The organism is Catenulispora rubra, from assembly GCF_015356825.1.
GTDB classification, from domain to species: Bacteria; Actinomycetota; Actinomycetes; order Streptomycetales; family Catenulisporaceae; genus Catenulispora; species Catenulispora rubra.
In genome coordinates, this window is record NZ_JAACYW010000050.1 from 18,654 (window position 1) to 36,986 (window position 18,333).

Annotated in this window: 9 protein-coding genes and 1 pseudogene; 2 read left to right on the forward strand and 8 right to left on the reverse strand. The window is 69.7% G+C overall.

Annotation, left to right across the window (positions count from 1 at the left end; all coding sequences use genetic code 11):
* Nucleotides 1–20: 20 nt before the first annotated feature.
* The gene (locus GWK61_RS56460) at nucleotides 21–2,417 is read right to left on the reverse strand and encodes an RNA polymerase sigma factor (protein ID WP_228562430.1); all 2,397 of its coding nucleotides are present in this window, start codon (nucleotides 2,415–2,417) and stop codon (nucleotides 21–23) included.
* A 176-nt stretch (nucleotides 2,418–2,593) separates the two neighbouring features.
* On the opposite strand from GWK61_RS56460, the gene GWK61_RS61540 reads away from it, so the two are divergent.
* Nucleotides 2,594–3,079 carry a hypothetical protein gene (locus GWK61_RS61540; protein ID WP_194909306.1) on the forward strand — a complete coding sequence of 162 codons (486 nt, stop codon included), beginning with the start codon at nucleotides 2,594–2,596 and terminating at the stop codon, nucleotides 3,077–3,079.
* A 123-nt stretch (nucleotides 3,080–3,202) separates the two neighbouring features.
* On the opposite strand, the gene GWK61_RS16725 is transcribed toward GWK61_RS61540, so the two are convergent.
* From GWK61_RS16725 to GWK61_RS16740, 4 genes are all read right to left on the reverse strand, one after another.
* Nucleotides 3,203–4,807 (reverse strand): glycoside hydrolase family 130 protein, encoded by a 1,605-nt coding sequence (locus GWK61_RS16725; RefSeq protein WP_194909307.1) that lies wholly within the window; start codon nucleotides 4,805–4,807, stop codon nucleotides 3,203–3,205.
* Nucleotides 4,808–5,123: 316 nt separating this feature from the next.
* A complete protein-coding gene (locus tag GWK61_RS16730) occupies nucleotides 5,124–5,489 on the reverse strand; it encodes an SMI1/KNR4 family protein (RefSeq protein ID WP_228562431.1) in 366 nt (121 codons plus the stop codon).
* A 304-nt stretch (nucleotides 5,490–5,793) separates the two neighbouring features.
* A complete protein-coding gene (locus GWK61_RS16735; protein WP_194909308.1) occupies nucleotides 5,794–6,396 on the reverse strand; it encodes a hypothetical protein in 603 nt (200 codons plus the stop codon).
* A gap of 362 nt (nucleotides 6,397–6,758) precedes the next feature.
* Nucleotides 6,759–9,419, reverse strand: a complete 2,661-nt coding sequence (locus GWK61_RS16740; protein ID WP_323747599.1) for a M4 family metallopeptidase — start codon at nucleotides 9,417–9,419, stop codon at nucleotides 6,759–6,761.
* A 528-nt stretch (nucleotides 9,420–9,947) separates the two neighbouring features.
* Here GWK61_RS16740 and GWK61_RS16745 point away from each other — a divergent pair.
* Nucleotides 9,948–11,201: a hypothetical protein gene (locus GWK61_RS16745; protein WP_194909309.1), complete on the forward strand. Its 1,254-nt coding sequence runs from the start codon at nucleotides 9,948–9,950 to the stop codon at nucleotides 11,199–11,201.
* Between the two features lie 196 nt (nucleotides 11,202–11,397).
* On the opposite strand, the gene GWK61_RS16750 is transcribed toward GWK61_RS16745, so the two are convergent.
* From GWK61_RS16750 to GWK61_RS16760, 3 genes and pseudogenes are all read right to left on the reverse strand, one after another.
* Complete coding sequence (locus GWK61_RS16750; protein ID WP_194909310.1) at nucleotides 11,398–14,742, reverse strand: BTAD domain-containing putative transcriptional regulator; 3,345 nt, start codon at nucleotides 14,740–14,742, stop codon at nucleotides 11,398–11,400.
* A 176-nt stretch (nucleotides 14,743–14,918) separates the two neighbouring features.
* On the reverse strand, nucleotides 14,919–17,210 hold the full coding sequence (locus tag GWK61_RS16755) for a S53 family peptidase (RefSeq protein ID WP_194909311.1): 2,292 nt from the start codon (nucleotides 17,208–17,210) through the stop codon (nucleotides 14,919–14,921).
* A 208-nt stretch (nucleotides 17,211–17,418) separates the two neighbouring features.
* Nucleotides 17,419–17,940, reverse strand: a pseudogene (locus tag GWK61_RS16760) (carbohydrate ABC transporter permease); the annotation flags it as partial.
* Nucleotides 17,941–18,333 lie beyond the last annotated feature (393 nt).

Here is an 18,333-nt window from a genome sequence, read left to right on the forward strand (position 1 = left end):
GGGGAGTCGTCGTGCCCATATCATTCGGCCAGCCTCGCGATCGTCAGAGTGCTCGATGCGGGAGACGAAGACAAGGGGCCGCTGTAGTCGGGGGTGGCCTGGACGTATGCCCAGACCAGGCTCCCATCCGGCAGGATCGCGATGTCTCCGGCGATCCGCGAGTCGACCACCTGGTCCGTGCCCTGTGCCTTGCCGGACCAGTCGATGATGCGCAGGTGCGTGCCGCTGAACTTGCCGGTGCAGGTCCCGGCGTTGCAGGAGGCGCTGAGGACGTCTTCCCACGAGACGAGCAGCCGGCCGTTCGGGAGCGGTGCGATGTGTACGTTCACGTGGTCGGTGCCCGGTTCGTCGGTGAGCGGCACCGGGCTTCCGGCCGGAGTCGAGCCGTCCTTCAGGAACGCCACCGCCACCTGGTGGGTGTCTGTGCGCGGGGTCACCGTCCAGCCGCGGCCGCTGGTGTCGGCGGGGTTCTTGGCGGCGGAGGCGCTGCCGCGGGAGGCGAAGGCTGTGGCGTAGCGTCCCGAGGGCGACTTCACGATGGCGCCGGCGTTCCCGGGGAAGTCGCCGCCGCAGTAGCCGGCCCAGCACTGCTCGCGCTGCACGACCGGGGCCTCGTCGGGGGCGCCGATGCCGGTGCTGACGAAGAGCCCTGATCGCCAGTCGTCGAAGCACAGCGAGGTGAACGGCCCCGAGGCCTCGGGATACAGCGCGATGCCTTCGTTGTGGCTGCATCCCCAGTCCCAGCCCCCTGACACCACGGCGCCGTTACCGTTCACATAGACGAGCTTGTCGCCGTAGTGGCCGTCGGCGAAGCCGCCCGCGCCGTGGACGACGAAGTACGCGCCGTATTCGGTCCCGTTCCATTTCAGCGCGCCGTCCAGGACGGGCGCGGTGTCGTTGCTCGCGGTGCCGGTCAGCCTTCTGATGAACACCTGCGCGCCGTTGCGGTACCGGACGAGCGTGGCGGCGGTGTCGCCCCACTTGTTGCTGTCCGGGACCCTGGTCAGCAGGGCGAAGCCGTCGTTCTGGGCCACCAGACCGCCGACTTCGCGTGCTCCGGTGACTACGACATCCGGGCCGCGGCGCTGCAAGGCGGCCGTCAGCGGTGTGACGTGGACCCCGTCGGCGGCGGGCCAGGCCACCTGTACGGATCCGTCAGGAGCGGTCTCGGTGTCGATGCGTGTCCACTCCGGCATCTCGTTGTAGCCGGAGGACAGGTAGGACAACGGCGAAGGCAGGCCGAGCTTGGAGGTCGTCAGCCCGGGAGAGGGGGACGACGTGCTTGTGGGATGCGGCGCTGAGGGGGTGGTCGCAGACGTTGATCGCAAGGTAGGTGGGGGAGTCGGCATCGGCGACGTGGTGCTCGCGGGCGGATGCGTGCTCGGGGCGACTGCCGGTGCGGCGACGACCTGCCGCCGAGCCGATGTGCCGGTCGACGTGCCAGCCGACGCGTAGACGATCCCCGCACCGGCGACAGCGACCACCCCCGCGACGACGGCGACGAGCTTCGCCGAGCCGTGAGTCGCCAGCCACCCCGACCGGTTGGCGTGGCCTCCCGCATGCCGCGCGCCTCCCAGCGCCGTTCCCGCCGACGAGTGTGCCGCCGTCAGCGCCGCCCACCTGGCGGCGATCAGCACCGGTACCGGCACCAGCGCGAGCCCGGCCAGCAGGCGCTCGGTGGGAACCAGGCCCTGTGCATGGACACTGCACTGCACGCATTCCCGCGTGTGCCGGGCGAACTGCTTACGCCACGCCGAAGAAGGGCGCCCGTCCCATCGACGAGCCAGCTCGGACAACTCCCCACACCGGGGCACCGCCGCGAGCGCGCGCACCACGGTCCGCGCCGTCTCAAGCTGCTGCTTCATCCGCTGCACCCGCACCGAAGTGTGCCCGGCGGTCAGCCCCAGTGCCTCGACGAGCTCGGCCCGGCTCATCTCGCCGGCGGCCTCCAACCACCACAACGCCAATAGCTCCCGATCGTCCGGGTCGAGCCACCGGGTCGCCAGCGCGGTCTCCCGCCGCTGGCCGGACAGCTCCAGCCGGAGGATCGTCAGATCGACGAAGTCCGCCCCCGGATCGGCGGTGTCCGGCGGGACGCCCCAACCGTCATCGGCTCCGGCGACCGGCCGTACCTGCGCCACCCGCCACCGGTCGCGGACGCACCGGATCGCGATGGCCGCGAGCCAGGACCGGAACGCGACCGGGTCGCGCAGGTCCGCCAACCGCTCGACGGCACGGACCAGCGTCTCCTGTACGACGTCGTCGACATCGGTGTGGCCGTCGAGCGCGCGGCCGACGATGTTGTAGACCAGCGGCAGGTAGGCGGCGACCAGATCGTCCAAGGCCCGCCGGTCACCGCCCTGCGCCGCCACGACCAGGGCCTCATCGGCCAGCGCGTCCCGTCTTCCGCTCTGCATGCGTGCTCCCTACCTCCACCGGCGATTCTCGCGATCAACCAGGAGACGGCTCGTCCCGCGTCCAGAAAACAGAAAGCTCGGGTACCTGGTGGCCGAAGCACTCAAAAGCGCATGTGGGCTGCCTCATCGCCGCTGGTGCCGGGGCACCTCCGGCCGTAGGTCACGTCGATGTCGTCGTGGGCCCGGACGTGCTCGACGACGGCCAGTTCGGTCGCGGGCAGCTCGACGCGTTCGACCCGTCCTACACCGCCGATGTCCTCGAACCGCGGGACCGGGTGGAAAACGTCGGCTCGAAAGAGGCCCTGTTCGACGCGCTGGTCGCCGACCAGGGTCTGCAACGGCTCAGCCAGTGGCGCACGCTCGAGATTCCCGACGCCTCCGACGCCGAGGTCGAATCCCATGTCGACAAGGCCACCCGGATCGCCCGGCACCACGACGTGGACCTCACCGTCGCCACCGACCTCATGATGATCGCCCTCGGCGCCGCGCAGGCCTGGAATACGACCTCGCCGAGTATCCGCAACCCGCTCAGTGACGACGACGGCGATGACGGCGACGGCCGGCGCCGCGCCGCCTATCGCCAATCCGTGGTGACGGCCGTCGCCGCGATGGTCAATGCCGCCACTACACACGCGAAGCGCGAGACTGGACCGACAGCATGACTTCGCGAACGTGAGGAAGCCGCACGGCGGGATCTCGATCATCGACTGACGGCCACCGAATCGAAGGCGTGGCTGTGCCTGACGACGTTTTCACGGTGTCAGGCGCAGCCTTGGCTGTGCCGTTCAGCCGGTCAGGCTGATGTCGTCGACGTAGCCTCGATAGCCGCCGTTGCCGCCGGGTTGGTCATAGCCCAGGTCGATGCGGACGGGTGTTCGTCCCGCGGCGGCCGCGCCGATTTTGGCCGTCACCAGGTTCCACTGGTTCAGCGTCAAGTGGCCGCACTGGCCGGCTGGATGCAGTCTGTTGCCGTTCTGGTCGGTGGCTCCGAGGTTGCGCAGCGCCGAGCCGTCGCTGAACACAATGTCCAGCGCCACACACTCGCTGTTCGCAGAGTTCTGTGGGTAGATCCAGTACGACAGCGTCGTGTTGGCGTCCACGGTCGGTGGATGTGCCGAGGTGTCGAACAGTTGCATGTACGCGTAGTTCGTCGCGGCGCCGCTGGCCGCCCCCGAGTACATCAGCGCCGTGGAGCCGCTGTGTGTGGTCTCCTGGCGCATGCCGGCCTCCGGTCCGGCCAGTCCGAAGCCGGGGTAGCCGACGACGTTGCTGATTCCGCCGCTTTGGCCGCCGCCGGTGTCGGCCTGGTCGGCCCAGTCCGGGTAGCGGTCGCCGTTTTCGAAGCCGGTGCTGCTGAACGGGGCCTGCGCGCTCGGGCGCAGTGGCGCGGTCGCCAGGCCGATGACGGTGTCCGCGGCGCCGTAGTACATGGACCACTGGCCGTTGTGGAACAGGATCGAGTTCATGAAGATCGTGTTCTGGGTGCGGCCGTTGATCTCGTACGGTGTCGCGGGGCTGAGCACCGGCTCGGTGAGCTGCCCGACCTGCTGTGTCAGGTCGGTGCCGGAGAACTCGACCTCGCTGACGCCGTAGTACCAGCGGCCGTGCGCCATCAGTGTCCCGGCCACGAACATCACGATGTTGTGGTTCACCGGGCCGCCGGCGACGGCCTGGTAGTCGGTCACCGTCACGCAGATTTCCCACGGCGTGTAGTTCGCCGGGAAGTGCATGTCGAAGGGTGTGTTGTTGGTCCACGTCTTCATATCGGTGGAGTAGGCGATGAACCTGCCCTTGGCCGGGTCGGCGTCGCCGTAGTACATGACGTACCGGGGCCCGTATTGGGTGTTCATCAGCACCGGCGTGTCATTGCCGTCGGTGACCACGGCGGGGTCGTAGTTGGTGTGCACGATCGGCACCGCTGTAGTCCAGTGCACCAGGTCCGTCGAGGTGGTCTCCATGATCGTCTGCGGCGGGCTGTTGGACCAGTCGTAAGCGGCCACGAAGCTGTAGTAGGTGCCGTTGAGCTCGTAGAGCCGCGGGTCGGTGACCCCGCCGCTTTCGTACGGCAGCACGTTGTCCTGGATCACGGGGTTGGCCGCGTCCCGGGTGAAGTGCAGTCCGTCGGTGCTGGTGGCGTGCCCGATCTGGTCCGGGCCGCCGCCGTCGGCGCGGTAGAGCATCTGGTAGGCGCCGCCGCGGTACACGACGCCGGGGTTGAGCACGTGCTGGGACTCCCAGCCGGTGCCGGTGGGGCTCAGGACCGGCGCCGGGGTGGGCTGCGCCTGCCGCGTGAACGGGCCGATGGCCCAGTCCGGCAGGTTGGAGGAGGTGTAGTCGGACGCGTGGGCCGACGTCGCCGGCCCCAGGAGGGAGGCGGCGAGCAGCCCCATCAGAGCGAGCAGCCGCGCGGGTGACCGGCGGCCAGGTCTCCTGCCAGGGCTCTTCCCACGCGGCGTTCGGTGCAGGAGGTTCATCGGATCTCCTCGACTCGAAACGGTGAGGGCGATGTGAACGTTCTCAAGCCTCGAAGAGGAACGTTCCACTCGGGCTCCCGGGCGTCAAGGGAAAGGCCTGATGTTTGGCGAGAATTCGTGGCTGCCTGCTGGCAGGATCCTGGTTTATCGACGGACGCCTTCGCCAAACATCAAATGTATGGCGAGAGGCCATCCACGGCGCACAAGGGACGTGCTGGGAGATGGGGTCAGGTCAGAGCGATTCGATCCAGGACGCGAAGTCCACGGACTCGACCTCGAAGTCCTCAGGACCCAGATCGCCCAGGTCTGACGAGAACACGGCAGAGTGCGGATCGTCGGCACGCAGGAGAAACCCGCGGCCACCACTGTCATCACCGATGAGAACGAAACCTGGTGCGTACTGCGCGACTTCGTAGGTGGTGTTGCGTTCGCCGATGCACCCAGCCGAGTACACGGTCACCCCGGCATCGGTGATCAGGCCGTCTGTCACCTTCCACAGCGCGACCAGCGGAGCCGGAAGGTGCCGCCCAACCTCGGCCTGAGCGCGCTCTACATCAGCCGACGTGGCCGCCGGCGACCCGGGGACGGGCTCGGTCATGTCGAGGTCACTCCTTCACCGTGCTGGATTCTACTTCGGGGATTCCGAAGCAGCCTGCGGAAGGAGCCCGATGCCGCGTACCGCTGCCCTTGACCGCACCGACTTCCTTGCCTGGCGGGCCTATCGAGCTGTGGTCGACGCCGAGGCTGCGGCCGTGCAGGCCGCGGTCCTTCGCTTCGCACCTGAGGGTAGTGGCCGGCACCGCGTTGGATCCATCGCGGGCCGACCATCGCTGTCCGCATCGGGGCTGGGCCACGTTCCGAGCCGTTCGTGTCGCGTAGCGCTCGCGGCGGCCTGTTTGTGCTTACATGCAGATGTAGTAGTGGCCGCTGCCGTAGTTGCTGCTCAAGGTGACGTTCTTGCCGGACTTGGGAAGTTCGATCACCGTCGCGGCGCCTCCGAGCGCGATGCCCCACGCGTCGAAGCCCGAGTTCGGATCACCTGAGCACCCCACCGAGCTGTTGTAGGAGAGTTGGTTTGTGCCCGCCGTCAGCCGTCCGACCGGGCAGGCGCCGGCGGCGTGCCCGCATACCTGGGCGGAGCTGCCCGCGGCGCCCGACGGCTCTTGGGCCACTTCGGCGGTCACAATGATGTTCGCGCACTGCTCCACAACCCCGGCGCTGGTCTGGCAGTAGGCCTCAGCCTCGGCCCAAACGTAGTACGGGTAGAAGACGTTAACGGTATCCCACATGGGGGACGTGACGAGGTCGACGCAGACGACGGCCTGGTTGCCGTACTGATCGCTACCGATGACCTCGCAGTTGTGGGTCCTCTGAAACTCCGAGGCGTAGAGGATCGTGATACCGCCGGCTCCGGTAGTCGCGCCGACGGTCGGGATCCCGAGCGTGGTGGTGAGGGCGAGGCCGGTCAGCAGGGCGGCCGTGCGCAGACGCTTGCGCGTGGTCATGAGAGTCTTTCCCCTTTCGGTGCGTCCCCGGCAGGGGACGCCAGCCTGGTCGTGGTCGGGTTCTACTGCCGTGACCGGGCCGCACGGAGTGGAACCGCGTTTCAGTGCGGGATCAGCGTGGCATCCCACGCCGCTGCGGTTCGGCCAGTAGACCAGGCGTCAAGGAATCGACGACGCAATGCCAACTACGGCGGTCTCGGCGCATTCGGGCGCGGACGGGTCCGGATGCTCGTGCCAATGCCTGCACGCCGCCCAGGCCGCGGCATGGCAGCGGCCGCCTGACGATCTTGAGGGATCGCCAGGCGGCCGCTGGTCCTGTCTGTCACCGTGAACGCGTCATCGCGCTACGGCGGCTCGCGGTGTCAGTTGACGTTCAGCGCGGTGTCGTCGAGCACGAAGGACGTCTGCAGGGAGGCGTCCTCGGTGCCGGTGAACTTCAGGGTGATGGTCTGCCCGATGTAGCTGGCCAGGTTGAAGGAGTGGGACACGTAGCCGCTGGCGGCGTTGAGGTTGCTGTAGGTGGCCAGGGTGCCCACGACGGTGCCGGAGGAGTTCAGGACCTGGACCGACAGCTTGTCGTAGGCGGTGCTGGTCGTGGTCTCGGCGGTGTCGATGTGGACGAAGAACGAGAAGTTCGCCGTCTTGCAGGTGGAGGGGATCGCCACACTCTGGGCGAGGGTGTCGGTGTGGGTGGTGCCGTAGCCGTCGAGCCAGGCGTCGTAGCTGCCGGAGTGGGCCGGCTCGGAGGTGGTGTCGCTGTTGATGACACCGGAGGTCGCGGTCCACGGGGTGGCGCTACCGGTCTCGAAGCCGGGGTTGCCCAGCAGTTGCGTCGCGGTGCAGCCGCCGCCACCGGAGGGGTTGACCGTCCAGGAGAAGGTCGTGGAGCCGGAGGCGGTGCCCGAGGAGGCTGTGACGGTCACGGACGAGGTGCCGGTGCCGGTGGGGGTGCCGGTGATGGCGCCGGAGCTGCTGATCGACAGGCCGGCCGGGAGGCCGGTGGCGGAGTAGGTCAGCGACTTGCCGGCGGAGTCGGAACCGGAGATCTGCAGGGTGCTGATAGCAGTGCCCTGAGTCGAGGTCTGGTTGCCGGGGCTGGTGACCGAGACCGTCTCGCTGCCGGAACCGTTGACCGTCAGCGTGAACGTGGCGGTGTGCGTCGCGGAAGCGCCGGTACCCGTGATGGTCACCGAGTAGCTGCCGGCCGGCGTGGTGCTCGCCGTGCTCAGAGTCAGCGTCGAGGTCGAGCCGGTGGTGACCGACGACGGGCTGAACGAGGCGGTGGCACCGGACGGCAGGCCGGAGGCGGTCAGGGCGACCGACTGGGCTGAGCCGCTGGTCAGGGTGGTGGACACGGTCGCCGTCAGGGAGCTGCCGGGGTTGACCGAGCCGGAGGTGGGGGAGACCGCCATCGAGAAGTCGTTGGTGCTGGCGGTGCAGGTCGGCTCGCCGGACTGGGCCGGGACGCTGACCGCGGTCCAGGCCGCCTTCACCGTGTTGAACTCCGCGCAGGTCGGGTCCAGGGTCTTGGCCGCCTGCAGGGTCCAGACACGGTAGGTCAGGTACGAGGCTCCCGAGTTCTTCAGCAGCATCGCGTTGTACATGATCTTCTCGGCGTTCTGGATGCCCACGCCGGTGACGGTGGAGTTGTTGCAGGTGGGGCTGGTCGGCTGGCCGTTGGTCGGGTTGGTTCCCTCGGCCACCAGGTAGAACCAGTGGTTGCCGGGGCCGGCCGCGGCGTGCACCTCGTCACTGGGGATGGAGCTGGAGTAGCAGTTCGGGTCGTTGTTGATCAGCGACGGGTTGTACATGTTGCGGATCGGCCCGGTGCCCTGGAGGTTGATCTGCTCGCCGACGGTGAAGTCCGGCACGTCGTACGGCGCGGGCTCGTTGGCGAACCACTCGGTGGACGCGCCGAAGGTGTCGGCGACGAACTCCTGGGTGCCGTTGCCGGATATGCCGCCGGGGGTGTGGTCGTCGATGCCGTGGCCCATCTCGTGCGCGATGACGTCGATCGCGCCGATCCACTGGCCCTGGGAGTTGTAGCCGATCTGGACCTGGGTGCCGTCGTAGTAGGCGTTCTCCTCCTGGTCGCCGACGCGGATCGGCCAGGCGCCGCCGTTGCCGTCCATGCCGTTGCGCCCGTCCCACTGGGCGAGCATCTTGAACTCGGTCTGCGCCCCGAACAGGGCGTCCACGCAGCCGGTCTCCCGGCTGGTCTTGTCGGTGCTGCCCCAGACGTCGGTGGACTTGGTGAACGTGGTGTTGCTCGCCGCGTCCTGGCAGGGCATGTTCGTGATGTTCGGGGTGTTCATCGAGAACGAGCTGCCGGAGCCCGAGGTGTCGATGTGGACCGGGTTGGGGCCGTTCCACGCGCTGGTGCCGCTGCCGTGCTCGACGTGCTCCTGCGTGTGCAGGACCGCGGCGGTCCTGGCGTCGACGTCCACGCTCAGCCGGCTGGGGCCGTCGCCGCCGACGCCGTCCAGGGTGGTCTCCCAGGCCAGGGCGGCCGGGCCGGAACCCAGCGCGTACACGACGAGCTGCGTGCCCTCGACCTTCGAGACCGACTTCAGCTGCCCGGAGGCCGCCGAGACGGCCTGAGCGCTGCTGAGCGTCGGGGTGGTGGACAGTGCGCCGATCGCGTGGTCCTGGGCGACCGACTGGAACACGACCTGGCCGGCGCTGTTGGTGGCGATGACGAAGTCGCCGCCGACCACGGGCAGACCTGAGTACGTGCGCAGATACGGCACGTACTGCGCGCCGTTGGACGAGATGACTTGCTGGCGCACGAACTGGTCGTTCGTGCCGGCGTGCAGGAACGCGGGCCTGGCGGCGACGAGCGTGTCGGCGCTCTGGGCGGCCAGGGTCTGCGCGTTCGGGGTGACAGCCGGTCCGGCGGCGGTCGCCGTGGCGGCTCCGGCGGTCAGCGCGGTGACGCCGGCCGCGACGGCGGTGCCGACGGCCAGGCCGACGGCGAGCAGTCGCGTACGGCCGCGCTTGGTGTGGGGGTGTTGCGATCTCACGGGCTTCCTCTCGCGGGAGTGGTGCGAAGGGCGTGCGGGGAGAGCGCGCGCCGATGCCTGGTGGCATGGCCCAGCGCATGACGTCAAGGTTTTGCGCAGGATTTGCTAAGAGTGTTCTAAGAACCCTGACGTTTTGGAGGAAAGTAGTGGCCCAATTGCGGAACGTCAACGTTGCAGGGGTGCATCAAGGGTTAAGGGCCAGAAGGTCAGGCTGCCGGATCGCAGGCGCGCGGGCGCCGAGGCGATGCTCGGAAGGCAAGAGGTCTGCGACGCGTTGCGCGAGACGGACGCCAGAGCATGCGGGACCGGAGTAGGCGATCGAACAACGGACCCTGAACTGGTGTCAAAGCTGTCGCTGTCCCCGGAACCCGGGGTGCTTCACTTCGGCGATGGCCAAGTTCTCTGTTTGCTCTCAACCATGTCTCCGTTTGCCGTGTATCACGCCGGTTCAGGAGCTGTAATGGCGGGTGGCAACGTTGTCCTGAGCGAGGGCAACCCCGCTGTTCCCTCCATTCGCAGGAGGTTCCCATGGCCACGTCGCCCGAACTGTCGGAATGGCAGACCACCAGTGGCGGCCCCGATGATTGGCGCGCTGCCCCACGGGCTTGGCCGCTGCAATCCGACGAGACCGTCGGGGGTGCAATCGATCGGACACTCGTCCAAGGCCGTCCCCGGCGCGTGCTGGACGACGCGCGGATGTGGGCCCTGCTCGGCTGTTGGGCGGTGTTGTGGTTCGTCGTCGTCGCCCGCCACGGCGGCTACTCCTGGCACTACTTCCGCCAGGCCGGCGCGCTGCTGTTCGACGGCGCGGCCGCGGGCGCCCCGGCAGGTGGGCTGCATGTGTACGCGAACTATCCCCAGCTGCAATTCGGGCCGGTCACGTCCGTCGCGGCCCAAGGCCTGCGGCTGCTGGACCCCGCTGGCGTCATCCCTGCCGAGGCGATCATGACCGCCGTGGGGTTGTTCGTTCTGTACGCGATCCGGCGGATCACCGTCACCTTGCGTCCGGAACTGGCCGACGACACCCGGCTGCGCCTCGCCATGCTGGTCGGCGGCGGCGTGTTCCTCATCGGCTGGCTGAACCTGGCGGCCGGGTACGGGCACCTCGACGACGTACTGGCCTTGCTGTTCGTGACGCTCGCGGCGTGGGCCCTGGTCTCGGACCTGCCGGCCGTCGCAGGGATCTGCTTGGCGCTGTCGGTGGACTCCAAGCCCTGGGCGCTGGTCTTCCTGCCGCTGGTGTTCGCCGCACCCCGAGCGGCCCGGAAACACGTCGCGATCTGCACGGCGACCGGCGTGCTGCTGGCCTGGCTCCCGTTCGTCCTGGCGGACCCGCACACGCTCACCGCGGCCCAGTACGCCATCACCAACCAGCCCTCCTCGGCGCTGCGCGCCCTGGGCGTCAGCTCGCCGACGACGCCCGCCTGGGATCGGCCAGCGCAGATCATCCTGGGGTGCCTCCTGGGCGCCGTCGCGATCAAACGGCACCGCTGGCCTGCCGTCATCGTGTTGGGCGTCGGAGCACGCCTGGTGCTGGACCCCGGCGTCTACAACTACTACACGGTCGGCCTGCTGCTCGGCGCATTGCTGTGGGACCTGCTGCGCACGCGGTGGCCGATCCCCGTCTGGACCCTGCTGTCCGGCCTGGCACTGGGCATCGCACCACTACTGACCTCGAACGCGGCGTTGCTCGGCGAGGTGCGGCTGTGGCTGGTGCTCGGCCTGACGGCGGACGTTCTGATCGCACCCGCTCGCCGGTATCCGCCCAGCTCGACACCATAGCGTCGAACCCGTAGGCCGAGGCCCCCGGGCAACGTGTGCCATGGCGTCAGGATCCTGATGACCTCAATCCGCGTAGGGGAATCACAGGGTACGTACATGTTCGCGGCACAGGTAGACGACGCGCCCATGCTCCGCCCTTCTCATTCCAGAACCCTGATACCGCTGAGCTTCGTCATCTTAGCCGCGTCAGCGGCGGTCAGCGCATGTCGGCCATGGCGGTCTCGTGGTATCGCTGGATGCGGTTCGTCCATATAAGGCATTGCCGCTCCAGCATGGGCGAGGTGACCAGGCGGGCTACGCGCTGCGCGTCTTCGACGTACAACGAGGCGTCCTCCCAGCGGCCGAGTGAGAGGCAGGTGTCGGCGCCCAGGAGGTAGATGCGCGCCGCCAGCGGGGGGTGGTCGATGGAGTCCACCAGGGCGTTCGCGCGCGCGATGTGCTCTAGGGCGGATCGGTCGTCTCTTAAACGGGATGACACGGTGGCCGCGGTGCCTTCGGCCGCCGCCTCGAAACGCAGATCTCCGGCGGAACGGGCTGTGTCGATCGCCGCTTGGGCCAGCTCCAGTGCCGCGCGGAGGTCGTCGCGCTCGCGACTGGCCTGGGCAAGCCTCGTCAACGTGTCCGCTTCATTGCGGTGGTCGCCGATCTGCCGGTGCATCGTCAGAGCCGCGGTGAGAAAGGCCTCGGCGGTGGCCAGCCGCGCCGCTCGGACGTCATCGGGCTCGGCCGCGTCGAGCAGGGCGCCGCGGTCCAGGTGGGCCGCGCCGAGGTTCGCCAGACTCACCGCCTCGCCGGCCGCCCGGCCGCAGGCGCGGTGCAGCTGCAGAGCTTGTTCGAGGGCGGCCAGTGCTTCCTCGACACGTCCGGCTGTCCACAACGCGCTGCCGAGGTTGTTCAGCGCGACCGCCTGGCACTCCGTCCATCCGGCTCGTTCGGCCACCACCGCCGTCCGGCCGAAGCGCCTTGCCGCCGAAGCGTGACGTCCCTGGGCCACATCCACCATCGCGATGGACAACTCCGCCGCGGCCACGGCCCGGGGGTCGTCGCCCAGACGCGCCGCGCCGCGCGCGGCCTGGGCCACCGCGGCCCAGTCGGCCGTCCCCGAACGCATCATGAAGTAGCCGGTCATCAGGTCGGCCATGGCCGACGCGGATGCGGCGCTGCCTTGGCCGACCAGGTGGGGGACCAGCGCGACGAGATTGGCCCGCTCGGCGTTGATCCAGGCCAACGCCGCGGCCGGATCGGGGAAGGCGGGCACGTCGTCGGCACTCGGGCCGGTCGGGTCGTTCAGGCCGCTCAGGCCTTTCCGCCTGTTCGAGCCACCGTGGTCGGGCAGATGAAGCAGATGTGGATACAGGGCGTCCGCGACCGATTCCAGACGGGCCAGGTGGTGCTGCGCCAGCCGCGCGGTGGCCTCGGCGCTCTCGGCGTCGCCGTCGGCCAGTTCCGAAGCGAACAGCCGGACGAGGTCGTGCATGGCGAAGCGGTCGGCACCGCGTTCCTGCACCAGGTGCCGGTCGGCCAGCCCGATCAGCGCCTGTGCCGCGGAGCGGCGGCTGACTCCCGCGACCGCCGCCGCCGTCCCGGTCGCCACGTCGAATCCCGGGACTGCGCCGAGCAGGCGGAACATGCGGCCCTCCGCGGGCGGCAGGGCATCCACGGACAGCGCGAACGCGGCTCGCACGGCGGCGTCCGGGTCGTCGGCCGTCTCCAGGGCGTCGAGCCGGTTGTCCGTCTTCAAAGTCCTCGCGTAATCGGCCAGGCTCAGATGCGGCCGGGCGGCCAGGTTCGCCGCGGCGATGCTCAGGGCCAGCGGCAGTCGGGCGCACAGCTGGACCAGTTCCGCGGCCGCCTGGGGCTCCCGCACGATACGCGGTGTGCCGATCATGCCTTCCAACAGAGCCAGGGCTTCTCGGGGCGCGAGCGCGTCGAGCGAGATCATCCGCGCTCCGTCCCGCGCGACCAGTCCTGTCATGCGATGTCGCGACGTGGCGAGCACGAGCGATCCGCCCGCGGGCACCAGCGGGCGGATCTGATCAGCCCGCCCGGCGTTGTCCAGCAGGACCAGGACGCGTTTTCCCGCCAGGAGGCTGCGATACAGGGCGGCGGCCTGTTCCACTCCTTCGGGAACCTGGGCCGGCGGGACGCCGAGAGCAGTCAGGAAGCCGCTCAGGGCGGCGTGCGGCCGGACTGATTCGGAGCCGCTGTGGCCGCGGAGATCGACGTGCAGTTGCCCGTCGGGGAACCGGTCGAGCACGCGGTGCGCCCAGCGCAGCGCCAGCATCGTCTTGCCGAGTCCCCCCATCCCGGTCAGCACGATCAGCCCGGTCGCCGCTTGTCCGGACCGGTGTTCGGTCATGATCGCGTCCAGCCGGTCCAGGTGCTCCCGGCGGCCGACGAACCCGACCGGCTCGGCGGGCAGTTGCGCCGGAGTCGGTACCGCCGGGGCCGGCCGTTCGACCGGTCCCGGGAGCCGGTCGCGCAGGATCCTCAGCTGCGCGGCCCGCAGCCCGGCGCCCGGCGACACGCCGAGTTCGGCGTCCAGCAGGGCACGGACTTCCTCGAACAGCGCCAGGGCCGCGGCCTGCCGTCCGGTGCCCGTCAGGGCCAGCATCAGCCGCGCGGCCACATCCTCGTGCAGCGGTTCGGAGCCGTGGGCGTCCCGCAGCGGCTCGGCGACCTGCGCGTAGCGGCCGACCGAGAACGCCGCGTCCGACCAGTCGAGCAGCAGCGAGGTCCGGCGCGCCTGTACCCCGGCGACGTCCGGATGCCTGCTGAGCCGCGTGTCGCCCGCCAGCACCTGTGTTCCCTGCCAGCACGCCCACGACTCGCCGAACAACTGGCACGCCGAGGTCGCCGCGCCCCGTTCCCAGGCGCGCCGGCCCTGCTCGGCCAGGCGGTCGAACGCGGCCAGGTCGAGTTGCTCCGGATCCACCGTGAGCAGGTATCCGCCGCCGGTGCTGCGCAGCAGCCGGCCGCGTTCGCCCGCCTGTGATTCGGGCTCCAGGACCCGGCGCACCTGGCCGATGTAGGTGTGGACGAGTTCCCGGCAGGTGCGGGGAGGATCTTCGTACCACAACGCGTCCACGAGATCCTGCACGGTGACGACCCGGCCGTGCCGTACCGCCAGCAGGCCCAGCACCGCCTGCTGCAGGGGCGAATTCATCTCGACGACCACGTCGCCGCGCAGGATCGTGAACCGGCCGAGGACCCGGATCCGGATCCGGCCGGCCGGGGCGGGGACCGGACGCTGCCGGACGCCGACACCGCCGGGCCCTGGACGCGGACGCGCGGGGGCGGGCTCGGCAAGGCGCTGGGCAAGGCGCTCGGCCAGTTCCTCGGCGGTGAGGTCCAGGGCCCGGGCCAGGCGGTGGATCGAGACCGCCCTGGGCTTGGCGACCTGGCCGTCTTCGAGGTATCGCAGGGCACGGACGCTCATTCCGGCGCGTCCGGCGAGCTCCTTCTGGCTGATACCCGCCGCCTCGCGCGCACGGCGCAGCGGACTGTCGTCGTCCCGGACGGTATGTGCCTTGCCGACCATGGTTGTGCCATCGCTCCCCGGGATCCCTGTCGTGGACCCCGGGGACGATTCTCGCACCGCTGGTAGGCCTCTGATATGTCCCGTGCGGAACCTGTAGTCGGACGGTAAGAGCCGCCGACGGTCGCACGTGGGATCCACGTGCGACCGCCGACGGCTCGTTCGCCGGTTTCCACGGATCACCCCGTGGCGGCGATGTCCAGGACGTTCTTGCCCACGTACACCCAGGTCGTCCACAGCGCGCCGGCCTTGACGTAAGCCGCACCGCTGCTGTTCAGGGTGAAGATGAGCGGACCGTTGCCGGGATCGCTGCCCACGGCGATCGAAGCGGCCTGGGTGTGCTCGTCGACCCAGTTCGTCGAGAGCCCGCCTTCCTTGGCGAGGACCTCGCCGTCGGCGCGGATCGCGGTGATCAGCGGGCCGTCGAGCGGGTCGCTGGCGACCGCGATCTGGGTCATGCCGCCGGCCTCGTCCACCCAGTTCGTCGAGAGGCCGCCCTCCTTCGACCAGACCTCGCCGGTCGAACTCAGGGCCGTGATCAGCGGGCCGTTCGCGGCGTCGCTGGCCGCCGCGACGTGGGTCATGCTGCCGGCTTCGTCCACCCAGGCGGTCGACAGGCCGCCCTCCTTGGCCCAGACCTCGCCGTTGGACTGCACGATCACCAGCAGCGGGCCGTGGACCGGGTCGCTGGCGACGGCGACCTGGGCGACGTCGCCGGCCTCGTCCACCCAGCCGGCGGACAGGCTGCCCTCCTTCACGTACAGCTCCCCGCCGAAGGCGACGTACGCCACCAGAGGACCGTTCGTCGGGTCGCTCGCGGCCGCGACCTGCGTCGCCGGGCCGCCTTCGTCGACCCAGCCGGCGGACAGGCCGCCCTCCTTCGCGTACACCTCGCCGTTGCCGGTGGAGGCGACGAGCAGCGGACCGTTCGTGGAATCGCTCGCCACGGCCTGGTGCGCCGCACCGGACGTCTCAAGGTTCCACGGCGCACCGCTCAGCGCGCCTTGGGAGGCGTAGGTGTTGCCGTCCGTGCTTCTGGCGCCGAGCACCAGGTTCGGGTTCGAGAACACGGTGTCCGGCACGAACCCGGCTGTTCCCTGCGGCGTGCCGCTGCCCGTGGGCCCGTCGTAACCCGTCCGGGCGGTGCACAGGTAGGTCGGGCTGCAGCTGCCGTTGCTGCCGCTCGTGACGTCGTTGAGGTTGCCGGTGTGCGCGTACGGATACGACGCGGGGTACGTACCGCCGGTGATGTTGTTCGCCTGGGCGTATACGGCGGCGATGATCGGAGCGGACTCGCTGGTACCTCCCACCTGCGTCCACCCGCCCGCGTTGTAGCTGTCGTAGACGGCCACGCCGGTGTTCGGGTCGGCGTCCGCCGAGACGTCGGCCACGGCGCGCCGGGAGCAGCCGGTGTCCGACTGCCAGGCGGGCTTCGCCTCGTAGGCGGAGCAGCCGGAGCCGGTGCCGGACCAGGCGCTCTCGGTCCAGCCGCGGGCGTTGCCGCCGGCCGACAGTGAGGTGCCGCCGACCGCGGTCACGTCGGGGGAGGCAGCCGGGTACATGACCCCGTAGCCGCTGTCGCCGGCGGAGGCGGTGATGACGACGCCGGGGTGGTTGTAGTAGGCGGTGTCGAGTTGGGTCTCCCCGCTGAACTCGGGCCCGCCGTAGCTGTTGGAGACGTACTTGGCGCCCTGGGCGACGGCCGAGTTCACGCCGACACCGAGGTCCCCGTAGCCGGCGCTGTTCGTCTCGACCAGCAGGATGTGGCACTGCTGGCACAGCGCGGACACCATGTCCACGTCCAGCGTCTCCTCGGTGGCCCAGCCGATGGTGGCGCCGGACGCCGCGGCGGGCAGCGGGCCCGGGGCGCCGAGCTCGTTGACCTTGGTCACGCAGCCCGACAGCGTCGTGGGGTCGCACGCGGCCAGGCCGAACTGGGCCCGGTAGGCCGCGTCGTCCGCGACGATGGCGGGATCGTCGTAGGCGTCGACGATCGCCACCGTGGTCTGCGGACCGTTCGCGGTCGCCCCGACCCCGTAGGCGCTTTGCAGGTCGGAGGGGAAGTATCCGTAGCCCCAGGGCGTGTTGAAGGGCGCGACGCTTCCGCGAGCCAGCGGCCTGAGATCGGTACGCCGCTGCGCGAGGCAGGCCGCGGATCCCGGCTTGGGGGCGGCGCAGGCATTCTGTACCGCGGGTTTCGCCGCGGCGTGGGCGGCCATGACGGCTGCGTCGCTGATGCCCTTGGGCTTGGTCTTCGTGGGTGTACTCGTGGCGGCGAGGCTGGTGTGGCTGCCGGATATGAGGCTCCCGGCGGCACCGGCACCGGCACCGGTGGCCGCAGAGGACTGTGGAGCGCTGGCGAGCCCCGCCCCGAGCACCACAACCACTGCGGCCAGAGTGCCCAGCGCGCGCCTGCGATGGTGCGTTCGCGGCCGATGGACGGCCGCAGCCGTGCGGCGTTCCTTGAACAAGGTTCCCTCCCTGTGTCGTGCGCGTAGAACCCGCGCCTGAACCACGACAAACGTAGGAAGGAGCGCCGGGCACCGGGCTAGAGCCGCGCGCGTGCGCGAGGAGCGGCGTGACCTGGTCGCGGGCTGTCGACCCGTGAACAGGCGGCAGAAAGGGGCAAGAGCGATCGCGGCGGTCCTCGCGGAACGCGGCGACGCCGGTGCGCCGGGATCACTCTTTGGCGGCGCCGGCGAGCATGCCCATGACCAGGAACCGCTGGGAGAAGAGGAACACCGCCAGCACCGGGGTGGTCGCCAGCACGGCGGCGAGCGCGAGTTCCGGGCGTCCGACGCCGATGGATCCGAGGCCGACCTGGATCGGGAGCTGGGTGCTCTGCGGCAGAAGTACGTAGGGCAGGAAGTAGTTGGTCCAGTTGGCGACGAAGCTGAAGAACCCGACGAGTGCGACGACCGGCGTCGCCAGCGGCAGCACGACCCGGCGGAAGGTGCCGAATTCCGTGCAGCCGTCGAGGCGTGCGGCTTCGAGCAGCGACCTGGGGATCGCCGTGTTGAAGTAGATGTACGCCAGGAAGACCCCGAAGGGGTAGAACGAGAAGGGGAGGATGATCGACCACATCGAGCCGATCAGGTGCACGGCGCTGGTCTCCAGGAACAGCGGCACGACCAGCGTCGTGCCGGGCATCAGCATGACCACCAGGGTCGACACGAGCAGCGTGTGCCGGCCCGGGAAGTCGGCGTCGGTGTCGGTGTCGGCGTAGACGTCGCGGTCGCTGAGCTGTCCGGCGAGCCGCCACCGCTCGGGGTCGCCGCCGGGGTGCTCGACGGCGTCCTACCGGGAGGCGCGACCGTCGACGTGACCGTCGTCGGTACCGGAGTCGGTGTGCCGGTGGTGCCGGTGGCGCCGTTGAGCGTGATGGAGGAGCTGCCGCTGCTTTGGTATCCCGCGGTGGCCAGGATCATGTATGTCGTCGCCGGTCAGGTCATCGGTCAGTCTCCAGACGGAGCACCGCAGCGATGTCGCGTCCTGACAGCGCGATCACTCGATCCAGGCGTGTACCTGCTCACAACCGCGGACCGACCGGACATCGTAGATCGGTCGGCAGCGCGCCGGACCACGCGTATGGTG